This window comes from Sporosarcina sp. FSL K6-6792, from assembly GCF_038004885.1.
GTDB classification, from domain to species: domain Bacteria; phylum Bacillota; class Bacilli; order Bacillales_A; family Planococcaceae; genus Sporosarcina; species Sporosarcina psychrophila.
The window spans coordinates 3,726,271-3,747,059 of sequence record NZ_JBBOSA010000001.1; the positions used below are offsets into that span (position 1 = coordinate 3,726,271).

Genomic DNA, 20,789 nt, shown 5'->3' on the forward strand with positions numbered 1-20,789 from the left:
TTATCCTTATTGTACTAAATAAATTTCCTCAATCTCCTTAATTGGAAGTGGCTTGCTGAAGAAATAGCCTTGCGCTATATCACATTGGTGATTTGTCAGGAAGTCGAGCTGTTCCTTTGTTTCAACACCTTCTGCAATCACTTCCTTATGAAGGTTGTGTGCTAACGTGATAATGGCGTTTACAATAATGGCATCATTCGGATCGTTCATTAATTCACTAATGAAGGATTTGTCGATCTTAATATAATCAATCGGGAAGTTTTTAAGATAGTTCAGCGAGCTATAGCCCGTTCCAAAATCATCAATACTAATGCCGATGCCGAGCGATTTCAGCTTATTCAATACGAGAATAGAGTATTCGTACTCCATCGCCATATATTCGGTGATCTCGACTACGAAATAGTGCGGGTCGAGTGCTGTACGTTCCAGAACTTCCTCCACAAACGTAATGAGATTTCTAGTAAGAAATTGCTGTGTAGATAGGTTAACTGAAACTTTTACAGGCACCATTCCAGCATCCTGCCATTTTTTGTTTTGGGAACATGCCTCATTGATGACCCACTCTCCAATTTGGGTGATCAATCCGTTTTCTTCAGCCAGTTTGATAAATTTCCCAGGAGGGAGCAGGCCTAACCTTGGATGCTGCCAGCGTATTAACGCTTCAAACCCAATCAATTTACCAGTCTGGTTATGAATTTGCGGCTGATAATGAAGTACAAATTCATTATTATCAAGTGCTTTCCTTAAATCGATCTCGAGACTATATTCGTCCATCATATCTTCTAGTAATTCAGAGGTATGTACGACATAACGATTTTTACCCCGTGATTTTGCCTGATACATCGCATTATCTGCGTATACCATGAACCTCTCCATTGAAACGGGATAGGCGGGATAAATCGCAACTCCGATACTCGCTGTCGTATGCAACTCTTTCTTGCCGACTTGAAAAGGTTCATGAAACAGATTGAGTATCTCTTCGGCCTTTTTCGTCGGATAATCAGGACTACTGAAATCTGTAAGCAGGAAGATAAATTCATCCCCACCCATTCGGGCAAGTACATCCTGTTCCCCAAGACAACCACATAAACGCTCGCTTACCTTGGTAATGAGTTCATCCCCATATGAATGACCAAAGTTATCGTTAATGACTTTAAAGCGGTCCAGATCCATGTACAAAAGAGCCATCGTCCGATTTTGGCCAGCTTTTAGTCCCTGGATGATGATTGCTAGTTCCTTATTAATATATCGTCTGTTTGGTAGGTTTGTTAAATCATCATGATAAGCTAAGTAGTTAAACTTTTCCTGCAGTCGGTAACGGTCTGAAATATCCCTGAACTGGCCGAAGGCACCAATCATTTTATCATCTTCATAAATGGGTTGGGCATCGAACAGGCAGACAACTAGGTTACCCTCGTTATCTTTAAATTTGATTTCTTCGTTTTCGAATATTTTTCCCTGTTCCAATACTTCTTTAAAATAGTCTCCCGTTATTGACGATTCATAAATGTTTCTTCCAATAACCGATTCTCTGCTGTTATTCGATATTTTTTGGGCAAAATCATTAAACTCAGTAGTGATTCCGAACTCATCTGTAATAACAATCCCATTTCTTGTTCTGCTTAACATGATTTGATTCATAATATTAAGTTTTTTATTTTGTTTTCTTAATAAAAGTTCCCTTTCAATCGAATCAACCGCCTGGGTTAACATCGTAAGAAAAAGCGGGTTTTGAAATGAGATGGGCATCATGATGGACACACTACCAAGTAGGTTATTGTCATCAGTATAGTGAAATGCAGCCCCATAACACGCAATGTTATGAAGAAACGTATGATAATGTTGTTCGCCAATTAGACTGATTGGGTGTTTTTGTTGCAATGAAAGACTGACGACACTCGTGCCTGTATCTTCCTGGGTGAACAGGCTGCTTAGTCTGATCCCAAATTGTTCGATGGTAGACTTTATAGTTTCATCTCCTTCAATTTCAAGAAGATAACCGTTTGCATCCGAAACAACAACGAGTATCGGCGTGCCCTTTAAGGAGTTCAGTAGCTTATTCGAGAAAAAACTCACAATTGATAGAATTTCACTATATGATTTTCTTTTCTCGGCAAACTCCACTTCGCTCAAAAAGTTCTTTGGCCTCGATACCTCATTCGGATCCATTCCGGACGCTTTACACATTCTTTTAGACTCAGTAATATAGTATGGTTCCGTCATATTTAAGTCCCCCTCCCAATGTCCTTGTAAGAATTCTATATTTCCTTGCCTAAATTACTAGCTGGATTATTAATGAATAAGTAAAAAAAATCCTTTTCTGCCGAGGTTAAATCAATAAAAATAACCAGTAGAAAGGATTCTTATAATACCAATTTTACCGTAATTTCAGCTTAATATCAATCTGAGTATTGGCATAGTAGCTAGCTAAGTTGGTTTACTATTAAAAAGTGCTAAAGTTGTATAAAAATAGAATGTAAATAAGGCGAATTAGCCATTTCGAAGTTATTGGTATAATCATTTAGTCATGGATATTACCTTTAAACATCGCTCTAACTATTTAGTCCTTAAAGGTTATAAGTCTAATTTGTAGTGTTGATTGGCGGTTAGAAAACCACTCCTAATTGCTATCTATCGATAGTATACCCCTCAACTGCCACATTATAATCCATAAAAGCGACGCTGAATAATGCCTTGTCGATGAGTTCGCGCAAGACACCGGAATAATAGCCAGGGGCATTCAGGATTTTTTCTGTTTGGATGTTTGAATTGCAATAAGGAGGGCTTACATGGCTAATTGTTTGAATAGCTCACCTTTATCTGCATGAATACTAAACTTGAACATTTGCATGGACTGGTGGCGGTAGACGCAGTAAAAATTACGTGCCAATTTACTTTCTCCGATTGTTGAAGAAAAGAAGGATTCCATTTTCCAAAAAGGCATTTTAGTGAATTCGTTTAGCTATAGAAGGAAAAATTGATTTCCATAAGTACCACCCACAAAACTTAATTTACTATTTTTGAAATTTAGATTGTATAAAAATGCATAAAGATATATAATTATAGATAAATAATTGTAATTATAGGAGTGAATGCTATGAACAGAAAAAATATAATTATTATAGGCGCTGCAGGAAGGGATTTCCACAATTTCAATACGTTTTATCGTAATAACGAAGAATATCGTGTTGTTGCTTTTACGGCAACACAAATTCCTGATATCGATGGACGTAAATATCCGAGTGAATTAGCTGGTGAACTATATCCAGAAGGTATTTCTATTTATTCAGAAGATCAATTGCCGGCGTTAATTGAAGAGTTGGAAGTTGATGAATGCGTGTTTGCATATAGTGACGTTAGTTATGAATACGTAATGGGCATAGGTGCGATCGTGAATGCAGCGGGTGCTAACTTCACACTGCTAGGACCAAAAGGCACGCAGTTAAAAAGTAATAAACCTGTCATTTCTGTTTGCGCTGTACGAACTGGAACCGGGAAAAGTCAAACGTCACGAAAAATTATTGAAACGTTACTTGAGCATGATTTAAAAGTCATTGCAGTTAGACATCCTATGCCTTATGGCGACTTAAATGCACAGCGTGTACAGCGCTTTGCAACAGTGGAGGACTTAAAGAAACACAATTGTACGATCGAAGAAATGGAAGAGTATGAACCGCATGTGGAACGTGGAAATATTGTTTATGCTGGTGTAGATTATGCAGATATTTTAGCAGCAGCTGAAAATGATCCAGCTGGTTGTGACGTTATTTTATGGGACGGGGGAAATAATGATTTCTCGTTCTTTAAGCCTGATTTAGCCGTTACTGTCTTGGATCCACATCGCCCAGGTCATGAGTTGAAATACTATCCTGGCGAAGTTAGTTTGAGAACAGCCGATGTTGCCATTATTAATAAAATTGATAGCGCAACAGCAGAATCCATTCAAATCGTGGAAAATAATATTAAACTTGTCAGTCCTAAAAGTAGCATTATTAAAGCTGAATCAAAGATTACGGTCGATCAGCCGGAGATTATTGTTGGAAAACGTGTATTAGTCGTTGAAGATGGCCCGACGTTGACACACGGAGAGATGAAAATTGGTGCGGGAACAGTTGCAGCCGAACGTTTAGGTGCGAAGGAAATCATTGACGCACGTCCATTTGCAGTTGGCACAATAGCAGAAACGTTCAACAAATATCAACATATCCAAAACGTCCTTCCAGCGATGGGATACGGCGAACAACAATTGAAAGATCTTGAAGAAACCATCAATAATGCTGACTGTGATGCCGTGATCATTGGAACACCGATGGATTTAACTCGAATTATTTCAATCAATAAACCTTGTACACGTGTACACTATGATTTAGATGAAGTGGGTAGTCCAAATTTAAGCGATATTTTAAAAGGTTTTATCCAAGAACATAAACTTGTACGGTAAACAAATTTCACTCTGCGCGACGCTGTTCTGAAATTACACTTCAATTTCATAAACATACAATGAAAATCAGACATATTGGCGAATGTCTGATTTTTTTTGCGTTCATTTAGGTTATTCTTTCATTTTGCAGGTTTTGAATTAAATATTTGTCACTTACATGTGTTACTTTCTGAGATTTGTCTAAATACTGTTTATGTCCCATTACTCGCTTGAAATATAGAGAAACTTTTCTACACCATTATACATAATCACCTAAAATATTATGTAAGTTAATAGGATATGAACTACTAGAACCTATTAGTATGTCGAAAATCAATTAATATGTCGTAATATTTAAATTAATATAATGCCAATAGAATTGTATGCTTAGAATGGGGATATGTGAGATAGAGATAAAATATTGACATTATGTCATATTCGATGAAATTTATGACTAGGAGAGGATTGAGAAATTCGGATAAAATGGACAGCCCGACAGGAATCTTAATAAATTTACACGTCTGTTGACTAACCATCTTCTTGCATAAAGAGCAGGTAAGAAAGGCTTGAAAAACTCGCCTCGCTAATCTTTCGTCCCGAAAAGCTTTAGCACTTTGTATGCTAACTATTTGAAGCGCGAGGGATGAATAAGAACCATACGTATCCTTACACATCCAGACATCAGGGTAATCGTATTAATCCAAAGTAATTCCAATCATACTGTACACGAAGCGCCTAGTATTGATTCAGTTTTTTGCTGGTTATCTTTGGTTAATCAACACATGTGATAAATTTAACACTTTTTACAATGAAATAACAATACACGCCAATATTAATAATCACTTAACATTTAAAGGGATTTAGAATGGTAACCTTAATTTAAGGATTAACTCAATCCCTAAATTACACATGATTAAAGGAGGTCAGTAAATGAAGAAACATACCAATTCATATCAAAAAATATTCGGGGCGTCATTAGCTGTAGCGGTAGCAACTGGAACACTTGCAGTAGGTGCACCAGTATATATAAAAGCTGATGAGGTAAAAATTCCCACGTTTTCTGATGTAAAGGATATTGAAAGTCATCATTTCTATGACAGTGTTAGAAGTCTGGCTTCTAGAGGTATAGTAAAAGGTTTTGGCGATGGTACTTTTAAACCTAATCAGTCAGTAACCCGGGGACAAATCGCAAGCGTATTAGCGCAAACACTTGGATTAGACACGAAAAATGTGAAAAATCCGGGATTTAAAGATGTGAAAGTGACAGACCCGCATTATGGATCAATTGCTGCCCTTGTTGAAGCAGGTGTAGTAAAAGGGTATGACGATAAGACATTTAAGCCTGGTGGGTCACTGACACGTGCGCATATAGCCAAGATGCTAAGTATCGGATTTAATCTAGAAGAAGCCAAGCTTACGAATAGCCCATTTAAAGATGTAAAAGCTGAACACTGGTTTGCAGATTATGTTCAAGCTTTGATCACCAATGAAATTACAACTGGAACTACTCCAACTACATTTGAACCAAATGCTTTTGTAACAAGAGGGCAAATGGCTTCATTGATCGTTCGAAGTGAATCGGCTTCCCTTGTTGATCAAAATGACTCGATTATTAAAAATACAGCAAAATTGGTGAGTGTAACAAATGAGTCCGTTAAGCTATCGACTGGAACATATGCAATGTCCGCGGACATGAAGAAAGTTTTAAATGCTTCCAATTCGGCAGCTCTTTCAGGAGCAGTCTTAGACTATACAGTTAAAGACGGCGTACTCGTTGAAATGGCTTCAATTGAACTTACAGCGAATGGCAATGAATCAAACGACGTTGTACTAGATGGACAAGGATCTAAATTTGCAGGAACAGTACGTGTGAATGGTGATTATGTTTCATTGAAAAACTTAACGATTGCAGGCAATTTGGAGATAGGGGCAGAGGTAGAAAATAGTTTTAAAGCGAATGAAATGACGGTTTTAGGAAAAGTAAGTATTACTGATAATACCTCACTTAACCGAGTTGGAAAAGTGTTCGGAACAGCTGCTGTAGGAAAGAAAGAACCAAGTGTTGTATTCACGAACGCTATCATACAATCTGTTGAATTGTCTAAGAGCAAAAAAATAATCATTGAAGTAAAAGGGAATTCAACAGTACAAGGATTCACCCTTTTATCGAACGTCCATTTAAAAGCTGATAAGGGAATTACATTGCCAAAAGTGACTGTCGAAAAAGGTGCGACGAGCGTTACGCTTGATGCGTTAGTTGGAAGCCTTTCAGTGGACACGCCTAATGCATTATCGTTTGATGGAACAGCCACTATCAAAAATGTTGTCGTCGAATTTAAGATTAACTTGAAGCTCTTAACAGTAGGGGAAATCGAAAAAGTTATTGTTAAACTTAAAGGTACGACAATTACATTAGGTGCTAGAACAAAGGTTGGTAGTTTTGAACTGCCAAAAGGGGTAACAGTAAAAGATGTTATTGTGAATTTTGATGGATCCAATAGCGGTGGTACTTCTAATGGTGGAAACACAAGCCCGAATCCGCCAATTGGCGGTGGAGAAAAAGCGTTTAACCTTTCTTTGATGCACGTAAATGATATACATGCTAATACTGACAAAGCACCAAGGCTTGTTACAGCAGTGAAAGAAGTACGTACAGTTAAGCCGGATGCATTGTTATTAAATGCAGGGGATGTTTTCTCCGGTACTTTATATTTTAATGAATTTCTAGGCCAAGCAGACTTAGCATTTATGAATTTAATGAAGGTCGACGCTATGACATTTGGTAACCATGAGTTTGACCTTGGTTCATCAGCGGAAGGTCATCAAGCATTGGTCGACTTCATTAAAGCAGCAAACTTCCCCTTTGTATCATCAAACGTAGATTTCTCGAAAGATCCATTGTTTGATGGATTGTTCAATACGAAAATTTCAACAACACCTAAAAAAAGCAATATCTACACGGGAATTGTAAAAGAAATAAACGGTGAAAAAGTCGGTATCTTTGGACTTACAACTGCTGAAACGGCGGACATTGCAAGCCCAGGAAAAATTACATTCTCAAACTATATTGCAGATGCTAAAAAAATGGTTGCTGAATTTGAAGCAATGGGTGTAAACAAAATCGTCGCACTTACACATATTGGTTTTGATGACAATGCTGCTATGGACAACGACCAAGAACTAGCTGCACATGTAGCTGGGATTGACGTAATTGTAGGTGGACATAGTCATACGCAATTAGACAAACCTGTAGTTGTAGACAAAGATGGAAATGGAAAAGCGAAAGATAAAACAATTATTGTACAAGCCTATCAATATTCAGATTACCTTGGGACGTTAGATGTTGAATTTGATAAAAATGGTGTCGTTATAGGACATGCAGGAAAGTTAATTAAAACTGCAGATAAAGCAGAAGATCCTGAGGCAGTTGCGCTCTTAAAACCTTATAAGGATCAAATCGCAGCTGTAAATGAAAAGGAAATTGGAGTAACACTTGATAGTGCACTAGTAAGTCCTAGAATAACTGATAAAGATTATGTGCCAGGCACAAGTGTACGAGCTAGTGAAACGATTCTAGGGAACTTAATTACAGATGGCATGCTAGCAAAAGCGCAAGACTATGCAAAAGACAAAAAAGTAATTATGGCATTCCAAAATGGTGGTGGAATTCGCGCTGGTATTGGAGCAGGTCCAATCACAGTAGGTGAAGTAATCACAGTACTTCCATTTGGTAACACATTAGCGACAATGGATCTAACAGGTTCCGAACTAAAAGATACATTTGAAATTAGTTTTAAAGAGTATCCAAAAGAAAGCGGTGGGTTTTTACACATAGCTGGTGCGAAAGTAGAATTCGATTCTTCGAAACCTACTGGAGAGCGTATCGTTTCAATTGCCTATAAAAATGCAGATGGTACGTATACTGAAATCCTAGATTCTGAGATGTACACAGTAGCAACAAATGCATTTACTGCTAAAGGTGGAGACGGCTATGATGTTCTTAAAAAAGCTTATGAAGCAGGTCGTGTAACGGATCTTGGACTTTCAGATTGGGAAAACTTAAGAGAACATTTAGTATCACTAAAAACAATTCCAACTGTCATTGAAGGTCGTATTGTAGATCTAGCCGGTGTTGTCGAAGAACCGGGTACTGAACTTCCTGGTGGAGATGTTGCAGGCGAGGATTTCTCTGGTACAGTTAATGCGCCAAAAGTGTACAAAGGGGATGTGAAAGTATTCATTACAGACGTAGCTTCCCTTAAAAATGCAGTTGTCAAAGGAAACTTGATCCTTACAGGTATTCCAACGGGAGATGTGTCATTTGCAAACATTACCGTTGAAGGAAATTTGGATGTTTCAGGGGTTGATGGGAAAAACTTTGACCTTGATGGTATTACTGTCGATGGAGAAACGAATTTTTAAATCTAGTAAAGAATCTTCCAGTTTCGGCTGGGAGTATTTCCATGAAAAACTTTAGAAATGACGGGAGCGGAATTATGAAGAAAAATAAGCGGAAAGTAATGAATATAGGTTTAATATTCCTATTACTACTTAGCCTGATTACTCCGATGACTACCCAAACAGCTAAAGCAGCTGAAGTAATAAATGTGTCAGATGCAATTGCGAATAATACAGGAAAAGCAACGGTTAAAGGATATGTTGTAGGATATACCACTGGAAGTAAATCGATAACAAATGATCCTAGTAAGTTTAAAGATGATTTTAATCTTGTCTTAGCAGATGGTATTGATGAATCTGATAGTGGTAAAGTAATTTCAGTTCAACTTTCAGCGGCATTTAGAGCTGAATTTGGTTTAAACTCTAATCCTAGCAATATTGGTAAGGAGCTAATTATTACAGGAAACCTAGAAACATACAATGGTTTAGCTGGTTTAAAGTCGCCGACAGAAATGAAGTTCGCAACAGGTGGAGAACCTGAAGAGCCTGAAGAACCAACAGGAATTATTTCAATCTCAGAAGCCCGTGCTTCAAAAATTGGCGAAACAGTTACAATCAAAGCCGTAGTGGCAGCAAACTTAAAAAATACAGTGTCAGTTCAAGATGCAACTGGCGGTATCGCAGTACGACCTGCGAGTTTGGCAGCAACAGTTGGAGATGAAGTGACACTGAAAGGTTCATTAGCAGATTACAATGGCCTTCTTCAATTGGATGCAGCTACAATCGTTGAGAAAGTCGAAAACGTTGGAGCACCAACGCCTAAAGTTGTCACTGGAGCAGAAGTAAATGAAGCACATGAATCACTTCTAGTTCAAGCGAATAAAGTCACATTAACTGCGGTAGATGCGAATAATAACTTTACAGCGACTGACGGGACAACGGAATTTATTGTCCGTGATGAGAATAGTACATTAGGGTTAATTGTAGGAAGTAACTACGAATCGATTGCAGGAATCGTCCAGCAATTTGGTACGGCTTATCAAATCATTCCACGCTCACAGCAAGACATTGTTGTAGATAGTTCAATTATGCAACCTGTTACTGCGAATCCAGGGAGTGGAACGTTTGTCGGAGGGACGACTGTAACATTATCAACTAGTACGGCGAAAGCACAAATTCTGTACACAGTTGATGGTAAAGATCCAATCGTTGATGGTACTGAATATGGTACGCCAATTGAAATCAAAGAAAATACAACGATTAAAGCAGTTGTAAAAGCTGAAGATGGAACTACTAGTGAAGTGAAAACATTTGACTATACAATTACGGATAGTCTTCAAATTCATGATATCCAAGGTGAGGGACATACGTCCACATTTGAAAATAAAACAGTAGAAGGTATAGAAGGAATTGTTACCTATTCTTTCGAGTTAAGCGGTTCAACATATTATACTATCCAAACACCGGACGCATTAGCGGATAATAATCCGAATACATCAGAAGCGATTCTCCTTTACAGTGGTAAAAGTGCTTGGCCAATCCAGGTGGGAGATTTAGTAGCCGTAAGCGGAAAAGTTAGCGAATATGCAATCGATGGCTATGATGATCGACAAACAACTGACATGAAAACAACGCAAATTAATGTCCGAGACGATCAAAGCGGAAAAGTAAAAGTTGTGAAGAAAAATGTAGAATTACCGGCACCAATCATCATTGACAAAAATAACTTGCCAACAGAGCATATTGATAGCGATAATTTAGCAGTATTCAACCCGGACGTAGATGCACTTGATTTCTGGGAAAGCTTAGAAGGTATGCGTGTACAAGTTGGCGATGTAAAAGCCGTAGCACCACAAGATAATGGGGACCTTGTAACCGTTCTTGAAAGCAAGAAAACGAACTCCTTACACGGTGGACTCCTATTAGAAGAAAATAACCAAAATGCGGACCGCATCCAATTTCGCTTAGAGCCAAATGGTACGGCACGTAGCTTTGAAGTTGCGACTGGTGACAAATTCAAAGGGCCAATTGTAGGTGTAGTCGGCTACTCATACCAAAACTACAAAATTTATGCTTCGTTGGATGAAATGAAAGCGAAGCATTCAAAAGGAAATGCGAAGCCAGAGGAAACAACCATTGTAAAAGCAGATGACAAGTTAACGATTGGTTCTTACAACTTGGAGAACTTCTCAAATAATAAAAAATCTACAACCGATGACAAAGCTGAAAAATTGGCAAGAGCTATTGCTACAGACATGCAAAGTCCTGATATTGTTGGTGTAACAGAAGTACAAGACAATAATGGTCAAGATGCGGGAAACTCAGACGCGTCCGAAAGTTATGGGAGACTGATTGCCGAGATTAAAAAAGCAGGCGGCGTAAACTATGAATACGCAAATATCGACCCCGTTAACAATCAAGATGGCGGCGCACCAAATGCGAATATTCGCGTTGGATTCCTCTACAATCCAGCGCGAGTAACGTTAACGAAAGGTAATCCCGAGGGGGATGCAACAACGGCAGTCGGGTACAAAGATGGTAAGTTAACAGTAAATCCTGGTCGTATTGATCCGGCAAATGCCGCATTTAACAGTAGCCGTAAGCCTTTAGCAGCGCAGTTCGATTTCAAAGGGGAAAGTGTTATCGTCATTGCCAACCATTGGAATTCAAAAAATGGAGATACTCCATTATTTGGACAAAAACAACCACCGGTCTACGGTAGTGAAGTACAACGCCATAAAATAGCAAACATCGTAAATGATTTTGTGAAGGATGTAAAAACACAAAATCCGAAGGCGAACATAGTATCTCTTGGTGATTTTAACGACTTCCAATTCTCTGAGACCCTAAAGATTCATGAGGGTGATAATATGACAAATATGATTAACAAAGTGAACACGGCTGATCGTTACTCATACGTGTTTGGAGGTAACTCACAAGTATTGGATCACATTCTAGTTACCAATAATTTAGTTGATAAAACAGAAATAGATATCCTCCATATCAACGCGGATTTCACTGATATGGCAGGACGTGCAAGCGATCACGATCCAGTTCTTGTGCAAATTGACCTTGCAGGTAAGGATGTTATTATTCCAATCGTTGCAGAAAAAATATACAACATTAAAAAACTTGAAACGAAAAAATTAACAATTGGTAAGCCGAGCGTTTCTGTTACACTCGACGACAAGTCAGTTATTATCGAAGGTATTGTGTTCACAGGTGCTTATGCAGAATTCCATGGTGTAGGATTTGCAAGCACAGCAGTAACACTTAAGCCGGTTGAGTCTGGAGCGATTATTGATTTCAAGGGTACTCATGTAAAAGAAGTCATCATTGATGGAGCGAACGTAAAAGAAGTTAGAGACGCTGAAAACATTCAAGACATTAAATTTATCAACGGTGCAAGTAAGGAAAACATTATATTCACAAATGCGAAAGGGGAACCCATAGAGGTTCCTTTTTTGCCTGCTGGAAACAATGTGCCGGTTGTCAAGAATGCTATTCCGAACCAAACAGTTAAAAGTGGAGAATCAATTACTCTTGTATTGACTGACTACTACTCTGACCCTGAGAATGATGAGCTGGTATTTGTATCTACTCTGGGTATAATTGAAGGAGATTCATTAAATTTAATACTCTCTGAAGGCGGCCATATCGTAGGAGTGACAGCTTCAGACGGAACCAATTCTGTTACAACTAGTTTTTTGGTAACGGTAACTGCTGATATTGGATCGCCAACAGATATTGATCACCCTGAATGGGCGGAATTTATATGGAATCAGGTTGGTCCAGCTGATATGCAAATTGCATCTTGATGCTATATTATTGGTTTGGAACATTAATTGGTGGAATTCCTGCAATTGCATAAAGTGAAAAAGAGAACTTAGAAGTTTGTTCTTGGGCTGAATTTTTCCTTTTATATATAATCCAGTGACTTGTTATAATCACTCCTTACGTAGGTAGTTAAACAAGCAAAAGGAGATTAGACATCTACGTATTTGTCTAATCTCCTTTTGCACGATCCCCTATATCTATGAATTGATTTCCTTTATGTCGTGCACTTTTTTGCGGGGAGATAGAAAAATATTGGACTACTTCTCAGTGAAATAATTTCACCATAACTGTAAATATAAATACCAAAAAGCCCTTCAATTGATTTCATGATTGAGGGGCCATATTATTTGGCATCGATCTTTGTAGATGGGATAGTGACCGAGTAACGAAAGTGGTTAGGAAATTAATAAAAGGGCTGTTTTGAAACCGAGTAAACGATTCCCCCGTATTTCTTGAAATTCACTCTACTTTCAACGCAAGAAGTGCATCATGAATCGCCACAAGCTTCTTTTCGAGCTGGTGCAAAAGAAAGAATGATACAAATATCGGAAAACCGATTTCTTATATAAAACTCATCCATTGTTCCATCTCGTCAGCTTCTTTCTTTGAGTAGATAAAATACGGAAGTTCTTGTGGATACTTTAATTGGGGAATTACTCCTTTCATATTTACCTATAATTGGATACAATTAGAATAGGATAAGGATACAGGGGGAAATGGAAATAAAGAAGTCAAAAAGATGGACAACTACTCGAAATACTAGAAAAACCATTACATAGGGTAAGGAAGGAAGTTATTTATAATGAAAAAACATCTATTTAAAGCTACATTATCAGCGGCTATAACACTCGTTTTACTTATTTCACTCCTACCGTTACAGGTTAAAGGAGCAAGCGTGACTCCCCCTAAAAACGAGATGCGTGCGGCTTGGATTGCAACCGTTCAAAATGTGGATATGAAACCAGGCATGAATGCAGCTCAATATACTGCTTGGGTACAGAAAACATTGGATCACTTGAAAGCTAATAAATTCAATGCAGTTATTTATCAAGTAAAACCAACAAATGATGCGTTATATCCTTCTAAATTGGCGCCATGGTCATCCTATATAACAGGGGGGAAACAAGGGAAAAGCCCTGGTTACGATCCTTTATTAATAATGGTTAATGAAGCGCACAAGCGTGGTATGGAGCTACATGCATGGGTCAATCCTTACCGAGTTACAATGCCTGGCCAAACATTGGCAAGCCTTGCGCCTAGTAATGTAGCCCGTACAAATCCTGGCTGGGTAGTTAAATATGGTAAGCAATATTATTTGAATCCTGGACTTCCTGAAGTACAAAATTATTTAATAGCTACAGTTAAAGAATTAGTAGCTAAATATGATATTGATGCTGTTCATATGGATGATTACTTTTATCCTTATAAAATTAAAAATGAAACTTTTCCCGATCAAGCTGCATTTAAGAAATATGGATCTTCTTTCAAAAAAATAGCCGATTGGCGTCGAGATAATGTCAACCAACTCGTCAAAAAGGTTTATTCATCAATTAAAACAACTAAACCGCATGTGCAATTTGGGATTTCTCCATTTGGAGTGTGGCGCAATCAATCAATGGATCCTACTGGCAGCAGTACGCGAGCTGGTGTAACAAATTATGATGACTTATATGCAGACACAAGACAATGGATTAAAGACGGCAGTATTGATTATATTACGCCACAAATCTACTGGTCTAAAACACTGTCAGTGGCTAAGTATTCAACTCTATTAGATTGGTGGAGTAAAGAAGTAGACACCTATGCTGACAAACATCCTGTTAATCTATATATTGGTCTAGCTGATTATAAAGTTGGCGTTGACGCCGATAAAGCATGGAAGAACAAAATGGAGTTACCAAACCAAGTAATAGCTAACAGAGCAAACCAAATAGCTACGGGTCAAATGCACTTTTCTTTAAAGAGCATCCAAAAAAATCAGCTTGGTTATGCAACAATCCTGAAGCAACAACTTTATAATTATACTGCTTTAACGCCAGCAACTTCTTGGAGCAACGCGGCCATTCCAGCAGAACCAACATGGGTACAAGCTAACAAGGATATAGCTGGAATGAAGTTAGTTATCCAGGATCAAACGACTACGCAACCAAGAAAATATGTGATCTACCGTTTTGAAGGAAACCAAGTAGGATCCTATGAAAATCCTCATAGCATAGTAGATGTTGTCTATAATACAAAAGGGAATACCGTATTTTTAGATAAGACAGCAAACCGCAACAAACAATACACCTATGGAATTACTTCCGTATCCGCCACTGGCGTTGAGAGTGAGAATGCATATGTTGTGACGTCTGAAGAGGTTAGGCGCTAGGGAAATAACGCTAATTTGTATAGGTTGGACAGATGAATACCTGGAATAAACGAAGTGTAGGTACGCTATATTGAGCCTACAGGTGTTTCGGTAACCAAAGAAAAGTTAGTCATTCATAGCAAACAGAAAAGCCCTTTTAGCAATCAAAGGGCTTTTTGTGTTTTGATGATAGAGACAAGTTAATGTGAGTAATAAAATTGGTGGGGTCTCCAACGAATCGCCGAAAGTGTTCAATCTTTCACGGAAAGCGCCCAACCAACGAAGGAGTGTCCAACAAACTCAGGAAAGCCTCCAACCATTCCCAACCCGACGTCATCAATCCACACCAAAAACTCCAAAGAGAAAAATCCCTCCAGGTGTTCCACATAACCTAGTTATTCATCCCATGAAAAATCATGTTAGTCAATATCTGATTCCTGTTTCCTTTAGTCTCGACAAAATAAAAAATAATCCTTCGGTAGATTGAAACCAATATCAAACAGTCCCAGTTATGTAATCGGACAATAGTTAGTAACCAATTTGATTTTCCCAAGGTCTTACTATTTGCTCAATCCTTGTTTTTGATTGAAAAATGAATTCACTGACCTGTTGTGCATGGATGTTTAGACCTTCTCTTTCAACCTGGTAGCAATTCCTAAATGGCGGTGGATCTTCGAGTAAGCAGACGTCAATCCACCCTTGTTTATGAAAATTCCTGGCAATTGAAACAGGAACAACCGCCCAATAATCCCCTTTAGATAGGAACTCCAGTAGCATTTTTGCAGTGTCGATTTGAATATATGTATTAGTAGGTGGCCCCCAATGTTTCTCATGCCAAATATGATAATCGATTCCCCAATTAATATAAAGCTGATTTTCCGGGATAAGTTCATTATTGGGAATAATGCGATCGATAAAGTCATTTTCCTTACTTCGAATCAATACCATTTGTTCTTCAAACAATAGACTTACCTTTACGTTACGCAGAATACGATCTTGTAAAGAAAAGCCTATATCGATTTCTCTACGATCAATCAAGGAATAAATTTCATTGGATTGATGTGTGTGAATAGCAATACGGATATGGGAGTTTTGCTGAGAAATCAATGGATATATGGTATTCAATATATAATTATGCACACTATCGACAGCCCCAATTGTGATGGTAGCTTCCGTGCTCATCGATTTCAAATTTTTCGCTTCCAATAATAAGGATTCATACTTCAATGCAATTTGATAAAATCGTTCACCTTCATTTGTCAGTGAAACGCTTTTTACACCTTTTTCACGTTCCAATAATATGACACTGTATTCTTTTTCAATGTTATTCAAACGCTGGCTTATTGTTGATTGAGAAACATAAAGATGATTCGCCGCTTTCGAAAGACTACCCAGTCTGACAATAGACAAGAAAGTTTCGACTTGACTAAGATTCATATAATGCCCCCTATATATCTAATTTATCGATAATTAATAGTTATATATTTAATTTTACTATATATATCTTGCTTGTTACACTTAAAACTATGAAAGGGCTTTCACAATATTTCAAAAAGGGGGAATTGAAATGAAACGGTGGCTTAAATTACCATTGTACACGCAAATCGCAATCGGGGGGATACTTGGAATAATCCTTGGATTTATTTTAGGGGAGAATGCAAAATACATAGCACCTTTGGGGACGTTATTTATTCGCTTGCTCCAAATGTTAATTATACCGCTGGTTATCACGTCGGTTCTGGCTGGGATATTAAGTATGAAAGATGCAAAATCAGTTGGTAAAGTCGGCGGTTCTTTTTTAGTCTATTTGATCATTACGAGTATCATTGCAACAACGATTGGGGTAATTGTTGCGCTTATACTAAAACCAGGTAAAGGATTACAATCATTATTAAATCATGGAGAAAAGGTTGAAACGGTGGAGTTCGATTTCGTAGAACACTTTCTATCGTGGGTGCCTAATAATATATTCCAATCATTGGCGAATATGGAGATGCTCCAAATCATTGTATTTACAGTGATCATTGGACTTGTCATGCTTACCCTTGGTGAAGAAAAGGTTCCGACTATTACAAAGTTTGTTAATGAAGGTGCGAACCTCATGCTGAAATTAACGGGATATATTATTCAATTAGCGCCTTATGGAATACTTGCACTGCTTGCAAATCTGGTAGGGACATTCGGGTCAGAAATGTTATCTGCTGTTGTGAAATTTGTAGTTGCAGACTATATTGCATTGATGGTTGTATTGCTAGTTGTCTATCCGATCATGTTAAAATTTACAACCGGTTTAAATCCGATTCAATTCTATAAAAACATATATCCATCGATGCTCTTTGCATTTACGACATCTACAAGTTCTGCTACCATTCCGGTTTCACTCCAAGTTACAAAAAGGAACTTGGGAATTTCTGAAAAAACTGCTGGATTCACAATTCCGTTTGGTGCAACGGCGAATATGGATGGTTTTGCGGTTGCAATTGGGATCATTTCTGTATTTGCCGCAAATCTATATGGAATAGAAATTACATTTGGTTTAATAGTACAATTCGTTTTATTAGGATTGGTCTTGTCAATAGGTGCCGCAGGAGTGCGTGGTGCGGGAATTGTCATGTCTATTGTCCTTTTGGAAGCATTAGGGATGCCACTATTGATTATTCCAATTTTAGCAGCAATTTGGCCAGTAATTGATATGGGACATACAACATTGAACATTGCCGGTGATTTGACAGGTACAACAATCGTTGCCAAGAAGAACGACGATTTGGATGAAGAAATATTCAATGCGAAAAATAATAAAATAAAGACGGATGAACAAGAAGTCTTTTAATATATCACTGGGAGGTCGTGCTGTTATGTTAGAACGCAATACTAATTTTTTTCCACAACAATTACAAAAGTTGATATCTGACAGTTTCTTATACGTAAATGAGGATGCTTACGGGAATGATCGGCTATTTTTTGAAAATGCAGGGGGATCGTTAAGATTAAAATCTGCTGTTGACGCACAAACACAGTTATCCTCGTTGCCGGACTGTCCTGAGCGTACGCATGATATAGCAATGGACATTCGGAAAGTAATTGAAAAAGGAACGGAAGATATCCGACTTATTCTGAATGCCAAGGATGGTTCGATTGCAACGTCCCTCACTGCATCCAAGTTGATGTTTGAAATAATTACGACCATTGCAATGGATAAGTCTAGTGGTAACATTGTAACAACAGACATTGAACATCCTTCATCTTATGACGCATGTCAGTTTTCAGCAGAGCAGTACAAACATGAGTTGCGGGTTGCTAAGGCTGATCCAAAGTCAGGCAGCATTCCTTTGGAAAATATTCTGAAGCTGATTGACGAAGAAACAGTTCTTGTATCCGTTATTTTAACCTCCAATATTACAGGAGCCATGCATGATATTAAAGGCTATGCGGATGCGATACGTCTGAAAAATCCTGATACTATTATAGTGGTAGATGCCGTACAGGGAGCCCCCCATGGTCCAATTGATGTTGATAAATGGAAAATTGATGCTCTAAATATTGCTCCATATAAAATGTTCGGCAATCGCGGTGTAGGATATGCGTATCTTTCTAATCGCATTGCTTCGCTTCCGCATCATAGATTACTTGCGACAGATGATGATAACTGGAATATTGGTAGTCCGACACCTGCACAATTTGCAAGTTTCTCTAAAGTAATTGATTATATTTGCGAAATAGGCAGTTATTTCAACTCGTCTGACGATCGTAGAACATTAATTACGGAAGGGATGAATCGAATCCATTTGCAAGAGCAGGCTATCTTAAACCGGCTGATTAACGGATCGAATGAAAGGCCAGGTATAAAGGATATTTCGAATGTTACAGTACATTTCGAAGAAGCGAATGGAATTAGACAAGATCTTATTTTGGCATTGACCTTCGATAATATATCTTGCGAGGAGGCTGTCCAATTATATGGAGAACAAAATATTTTGGTCTACGCAAGGGAGTCGAGCAGCCACTACTCCAAAAGAATTCTGGATGCAGTGAATTTGGATGCCATTGTTCGAGTCTCTCCAATTCATTGCCATACGTCTACAGATGTAGATAAATTCCTTGAAATCACACAGAAGATTTCTGAAATAATACGGTGAAAGGGGACTGGAAATAAACTCTGTATTACGCGAGGGCGCTAAAATAAAAACAGCTTCAATTCAGACTTTATATCTGGATTGAAGCTGTTTTTATTAGGGTTCGAAGATGTGATAATGTCGAATTTGGTTAGGTGACACCGTAAGAATCTAACCATTCTTGGGTTAGTATCCAATGAATCCGCGGAAGCGTCCAGCAAAGGTTGGAGTGTCCAATCAAATCAGTAAAGTGTCCAACAAACAGAAATCCAATTATCTACTAACCACATAAATACCTTCATATCAAGGTATTTTCCGATTCTTGAAAATAGGGAGAATGAACCTAAAGTAATGGTTACGAGGCAGTCCGTAAGGTATCTTACTGTATTAGTAACAGTTTACTAGAATGGTATCAACTAATAGCAGACAATTGTTACTTGTTTAAATGGAATGGCATATTTCGTGTGGGTTAAATGATCTAAGCTTATATCATTGTATATTGTCTTTCTTTGACAGTTGGTTATCCTAGTGGTATCTATTAGTATTATGGAAAATTCATGTAAATCATTGATAGCGCTTTTTATATAGAAGAGGGACAACAATCTACTATAGACATTTGAGGTGTATTCATTGAATATTGGCTATAAAAACATACTGGCACTAACATTGAGCTCCTCATTACTAGTAGGAGGATGTACGGGTATGGATAATTTAACCAACAATGAAAAAATTGAGGTCAAGAAACCGTCGACTGAAAACAAGAGAAATGCGTACGAAATAGAGAACTTCGTACGTGTACAGGACTACACCGGTGAAGGTTATAAATTGCGCGACAGCAGACCAGAAACAGGAAAACTGGTTGAAGAACACCGGGGAGAAATCGAAGAAGCGGTCCAAAAGTATTTCTTAAGCACCTATAAAACAGAAGTGATTGTCCATAACATCATCGGGGCAGTCGATGGTGCAACCGTATTTGTGGAATCAGTAGGTGAACCCCATTTTTATACGTATGCAATTATACCAATCGATGTGGATAGTGAAACCGTGGAAAGTGATGAAGTCTGGTCCGAAGAAGGGCAAGTTGAAAATGCGATTCAAGGCGCATTATATGCAATGATTTATGAACAAGAATTTACAACGCTAGATGAATACTTGGATAGTATACTTCAAAAATACCCTGTTGTCGGAGTACCAATAGAGGCAATAGAAAAAGTCGGAGGTTCTGGATTCTCGAGTTCAGTGTACAGAACAAGCAAGCTCGGTAACGAATTTCAAGGGATATATGATATGTATTTAGAAAACCCGGAAATTAGTAAAGAAGAAATAAAAAAGAATTTGAGTAAAGCTGATTTCAAGCCCGATCAAATGTTGATTCTCATAGAATTATTTATGAAAGAATCTGACACGGAACCCGATCAGGCGGTCTTTGATAAAATCGTTTCAGATATTAATGAGATGGAAGGTATACCTAGAGGTGCGTATACAATTATTTTGAATGATAACTTGATTGATAAAAGAAGAGGTATCGGAACAAAGGATAATACGCTGGAAAGTATGAATCCAAATGAAATTTTGAAAGAATGAGGAGGTAGAAAAAATCCCTCAAGTCTCATATTCGGTGGATGAAGAACCCTCCCTCTGATTGAAGATTAACTTTATATAGCGATAAAGA

The 20,789-nt window shown here is 38.0% G+C and carries 10 protein-coding genes; 7 read left to right on the forward strand and 3 right to left on the reverse strand.

Annotation, left to right across the window (positions count from 1 at the left end):
• Positions 1–6 precede the first annotated feature (6 nt).
• A complete protein-coding gene (locus MKZ26_RS18170; protein WP_340767053.1) occupies positions 7–2,223 on the reverse strand; it encodes an EAL domain-containing protein in 2,217 nt (738 codons plus the stop codon).
• Positions 2,224–3,097: 874 nt separating this feature from the next.
• Here MKZ26_RS18170 and MKZ26_RS18175 point away from each other — a divergent pair.
• The 3 genes from MKZ26_RS18175 (at position 3,098) to MKZ26_RS18185 (ending at position 12,636) form a co-directional block, all read left to right on the forward strand.
• The gene (locus tag MKZ26_RS18175) at positions 3,098–4,441 is read left to right on the forward strand and encodes a cyclic 2,3-diphosphoglycerate synthase (protein ID WP_340767054.1); all 1,344 of its coding nucleotides are present in this window, start codon (positions 3,098–3,100) and stop codon (positions 4,439–4,441) included.
• Positions 4,442–5,350: 909 nt separating this feature from the next.
• Positions 5,351–8,842, forward strand: coding sequence for an S-layer homology domain-containing protein (locus tag MKZ26_RS18180; protein WP_340767055.1), 3,492 nt, complete (start codon positions 5,351–5,353; stop codon positions 8,840–8,842).
• 41 nt (positions 8,843–8,883) lie between these two features.
• Entirely contained in the window at positions 8,884–12,636 is a 3,753-nt protein-coding gene (locus MKZ26_RS18185) for a DUF6359 domain-containing protein (RefSeq protein WP_340767056.1), read from the forward strand.
• Between the two features lie 478 nt (positions 12,637–13,114).
• Here the strand turns inward: MKZ26_RS18185 and MKZ26_RS18190 are convergent, their stop codons facing one another.
• Complete coding sequence (locus MKZ26_RS18190) at positions 13,115–13,213, reverse strand: YvrJ family protein (protein WP_340767686.1); 99 nt, start codon at positions 13,211–13,213, stop codon at positions 13,115–13,117.
• Between the two features lie 244 nt (positions 13,214–13,457).
• Between MKZ26_RS18190 and MKZ26_RS18195 the strand changes: the two genes are divergently transcribed.
• Positions 13,458–15,026 carry a glycoside hydrolase family 10 protein gene (locus tag MKZ26_RS18195; RefSeq protein WP_340767058.1) on the forward strand — a complete coding sequence of 523 codons (1,569 nt, stop codon included), beginning with the start codon at positions 13,458–13,460 and terminating at the stop codon, positions 15,024–15,026.
• A 507-nt stretch (positions 15,027–15,533) separates the two neighbouring features.
• Here the strand turns inward: MKZ26_RS18195 and MKZ26_RS18200 are convergent.
• A complete protein-coding gene (locus tag MKZ26_RS18200) occupies positions 15,534–16,442 on the reverse strand; it encodes a LysR family transcriptional regulator (protein ID WP_187045876.1) in 909 nt (302 codons plus the stop codon).
• A 130-nt stretch (positions 16,443–16,572) separates the two neighbouring features.
• Between MKZ26_RS18200 and MKZ26_RS18205 the strand changes: the two genes are divergently transcribed.
• From MKZ26_RS18205 to MKZ26_RS18215, 3 genes are all read left to right on the forward strand, one after another.
• Entirely contained in the window at positions 16,573–17,835 is a 1,263-nt protein-coding gene (locus MKZ26_RS18205; protein WP_187045875.1) for a dicarboxylate/amino acid:cation symporter, read from the forward strand.
• A gap of 25 nt (positions 17,836–17,860) precedes the next feature.
• Positions 17,861–19,141 carry an aminotransferase class V-fold PLP-dependent enzyme gene (locus MKZ26_RS18210; protein WP_187045874.1) on the forward strand — a complete coding sequence of 427 codons (1,281 nt, stop codon included), beginning with the start codon at positions 17,861–17,863 and terminating at the stop codon, positions 19,139–19,141.
• 678 nt (positions 19,142–19,819) lie between these two features.
• Positions 19,820–20,701: a DUF1672 family protein gene (locus MKZ26_RS18215; protein ID WP_340767059.1), complete on the forward strand. Its 882-nt coding sequence runs from the start codon at positions 19,820–19,822 to the stop codon at positions 20,699–20,701.
• Positions 20,702–20,789: the final 88 nt, after the last annotated feature.

Bases quoted from the DNA above. Each gene is read 5' to 3' on its own strand.
- MKZ26_RS18195 (WP_340767058.1), top strand. From the start codon at position 13,458: ATGAAAAAACATCTATTTAAAGCTACATTATCAGCGGCTATAACACTC.
- MKZ26_RS18205 (WP_187045875.1), top strand. From the start codon at position 16,573: ATGAAACGGTGGCTTAAATTACCATTGTACACGCAAATCGCAATCGGG.
- MKZ26_RS18210 (WP_187045874.1), top strand. From the start codon at position 17,861: ATGTTAGAACGCAATACTAATTTTTTTCCACAACAATTACAAAAGTTG.
- MKZ26_RS18200 (WP_187045876.1), bottom strand. From the start codon at position 16,442: ATGAATCTTAGTCAAGTCGAAACTTTCTTGTCTATTGTCAGACTGGGT.
- MKZ26_RS18180 (WP_340767055.1), top strand. From the start codon at position 5,351: ATGAAGAAACATACCAATTCATATCAAAAAATATTCGGGGCGTCATTA.
- MKZ26_RS18175 (WP_340767054.1), top strand. From the start codon at position 3,098: ATGAACAGAAAAAATATAATTATTATAGGCGCTGCAGGAAGGGATTTC.
- MKZ26_RS18215 (WP_340767059.1), top strand. From the start codon at position 19,820: ATGGATAATTTAACCAACAATGAAAAAATTGAGGTCAAGAAACCGTCG.
- MKZ26_RS18185 (WP_340767056.1), top strand. From the start codon at position 8,884: ATGAAAAACTTTAGAAATGACGGGAGCGGAATTATGAAGAAAAATAAG.
- MKZ26_RS18170 (WP_340767053.1), bottom strand. From the start codon at position 2,223: ATGACGGAACCATACTATATTACTGAGTCTAAAAGAATGTGTAAAGCG.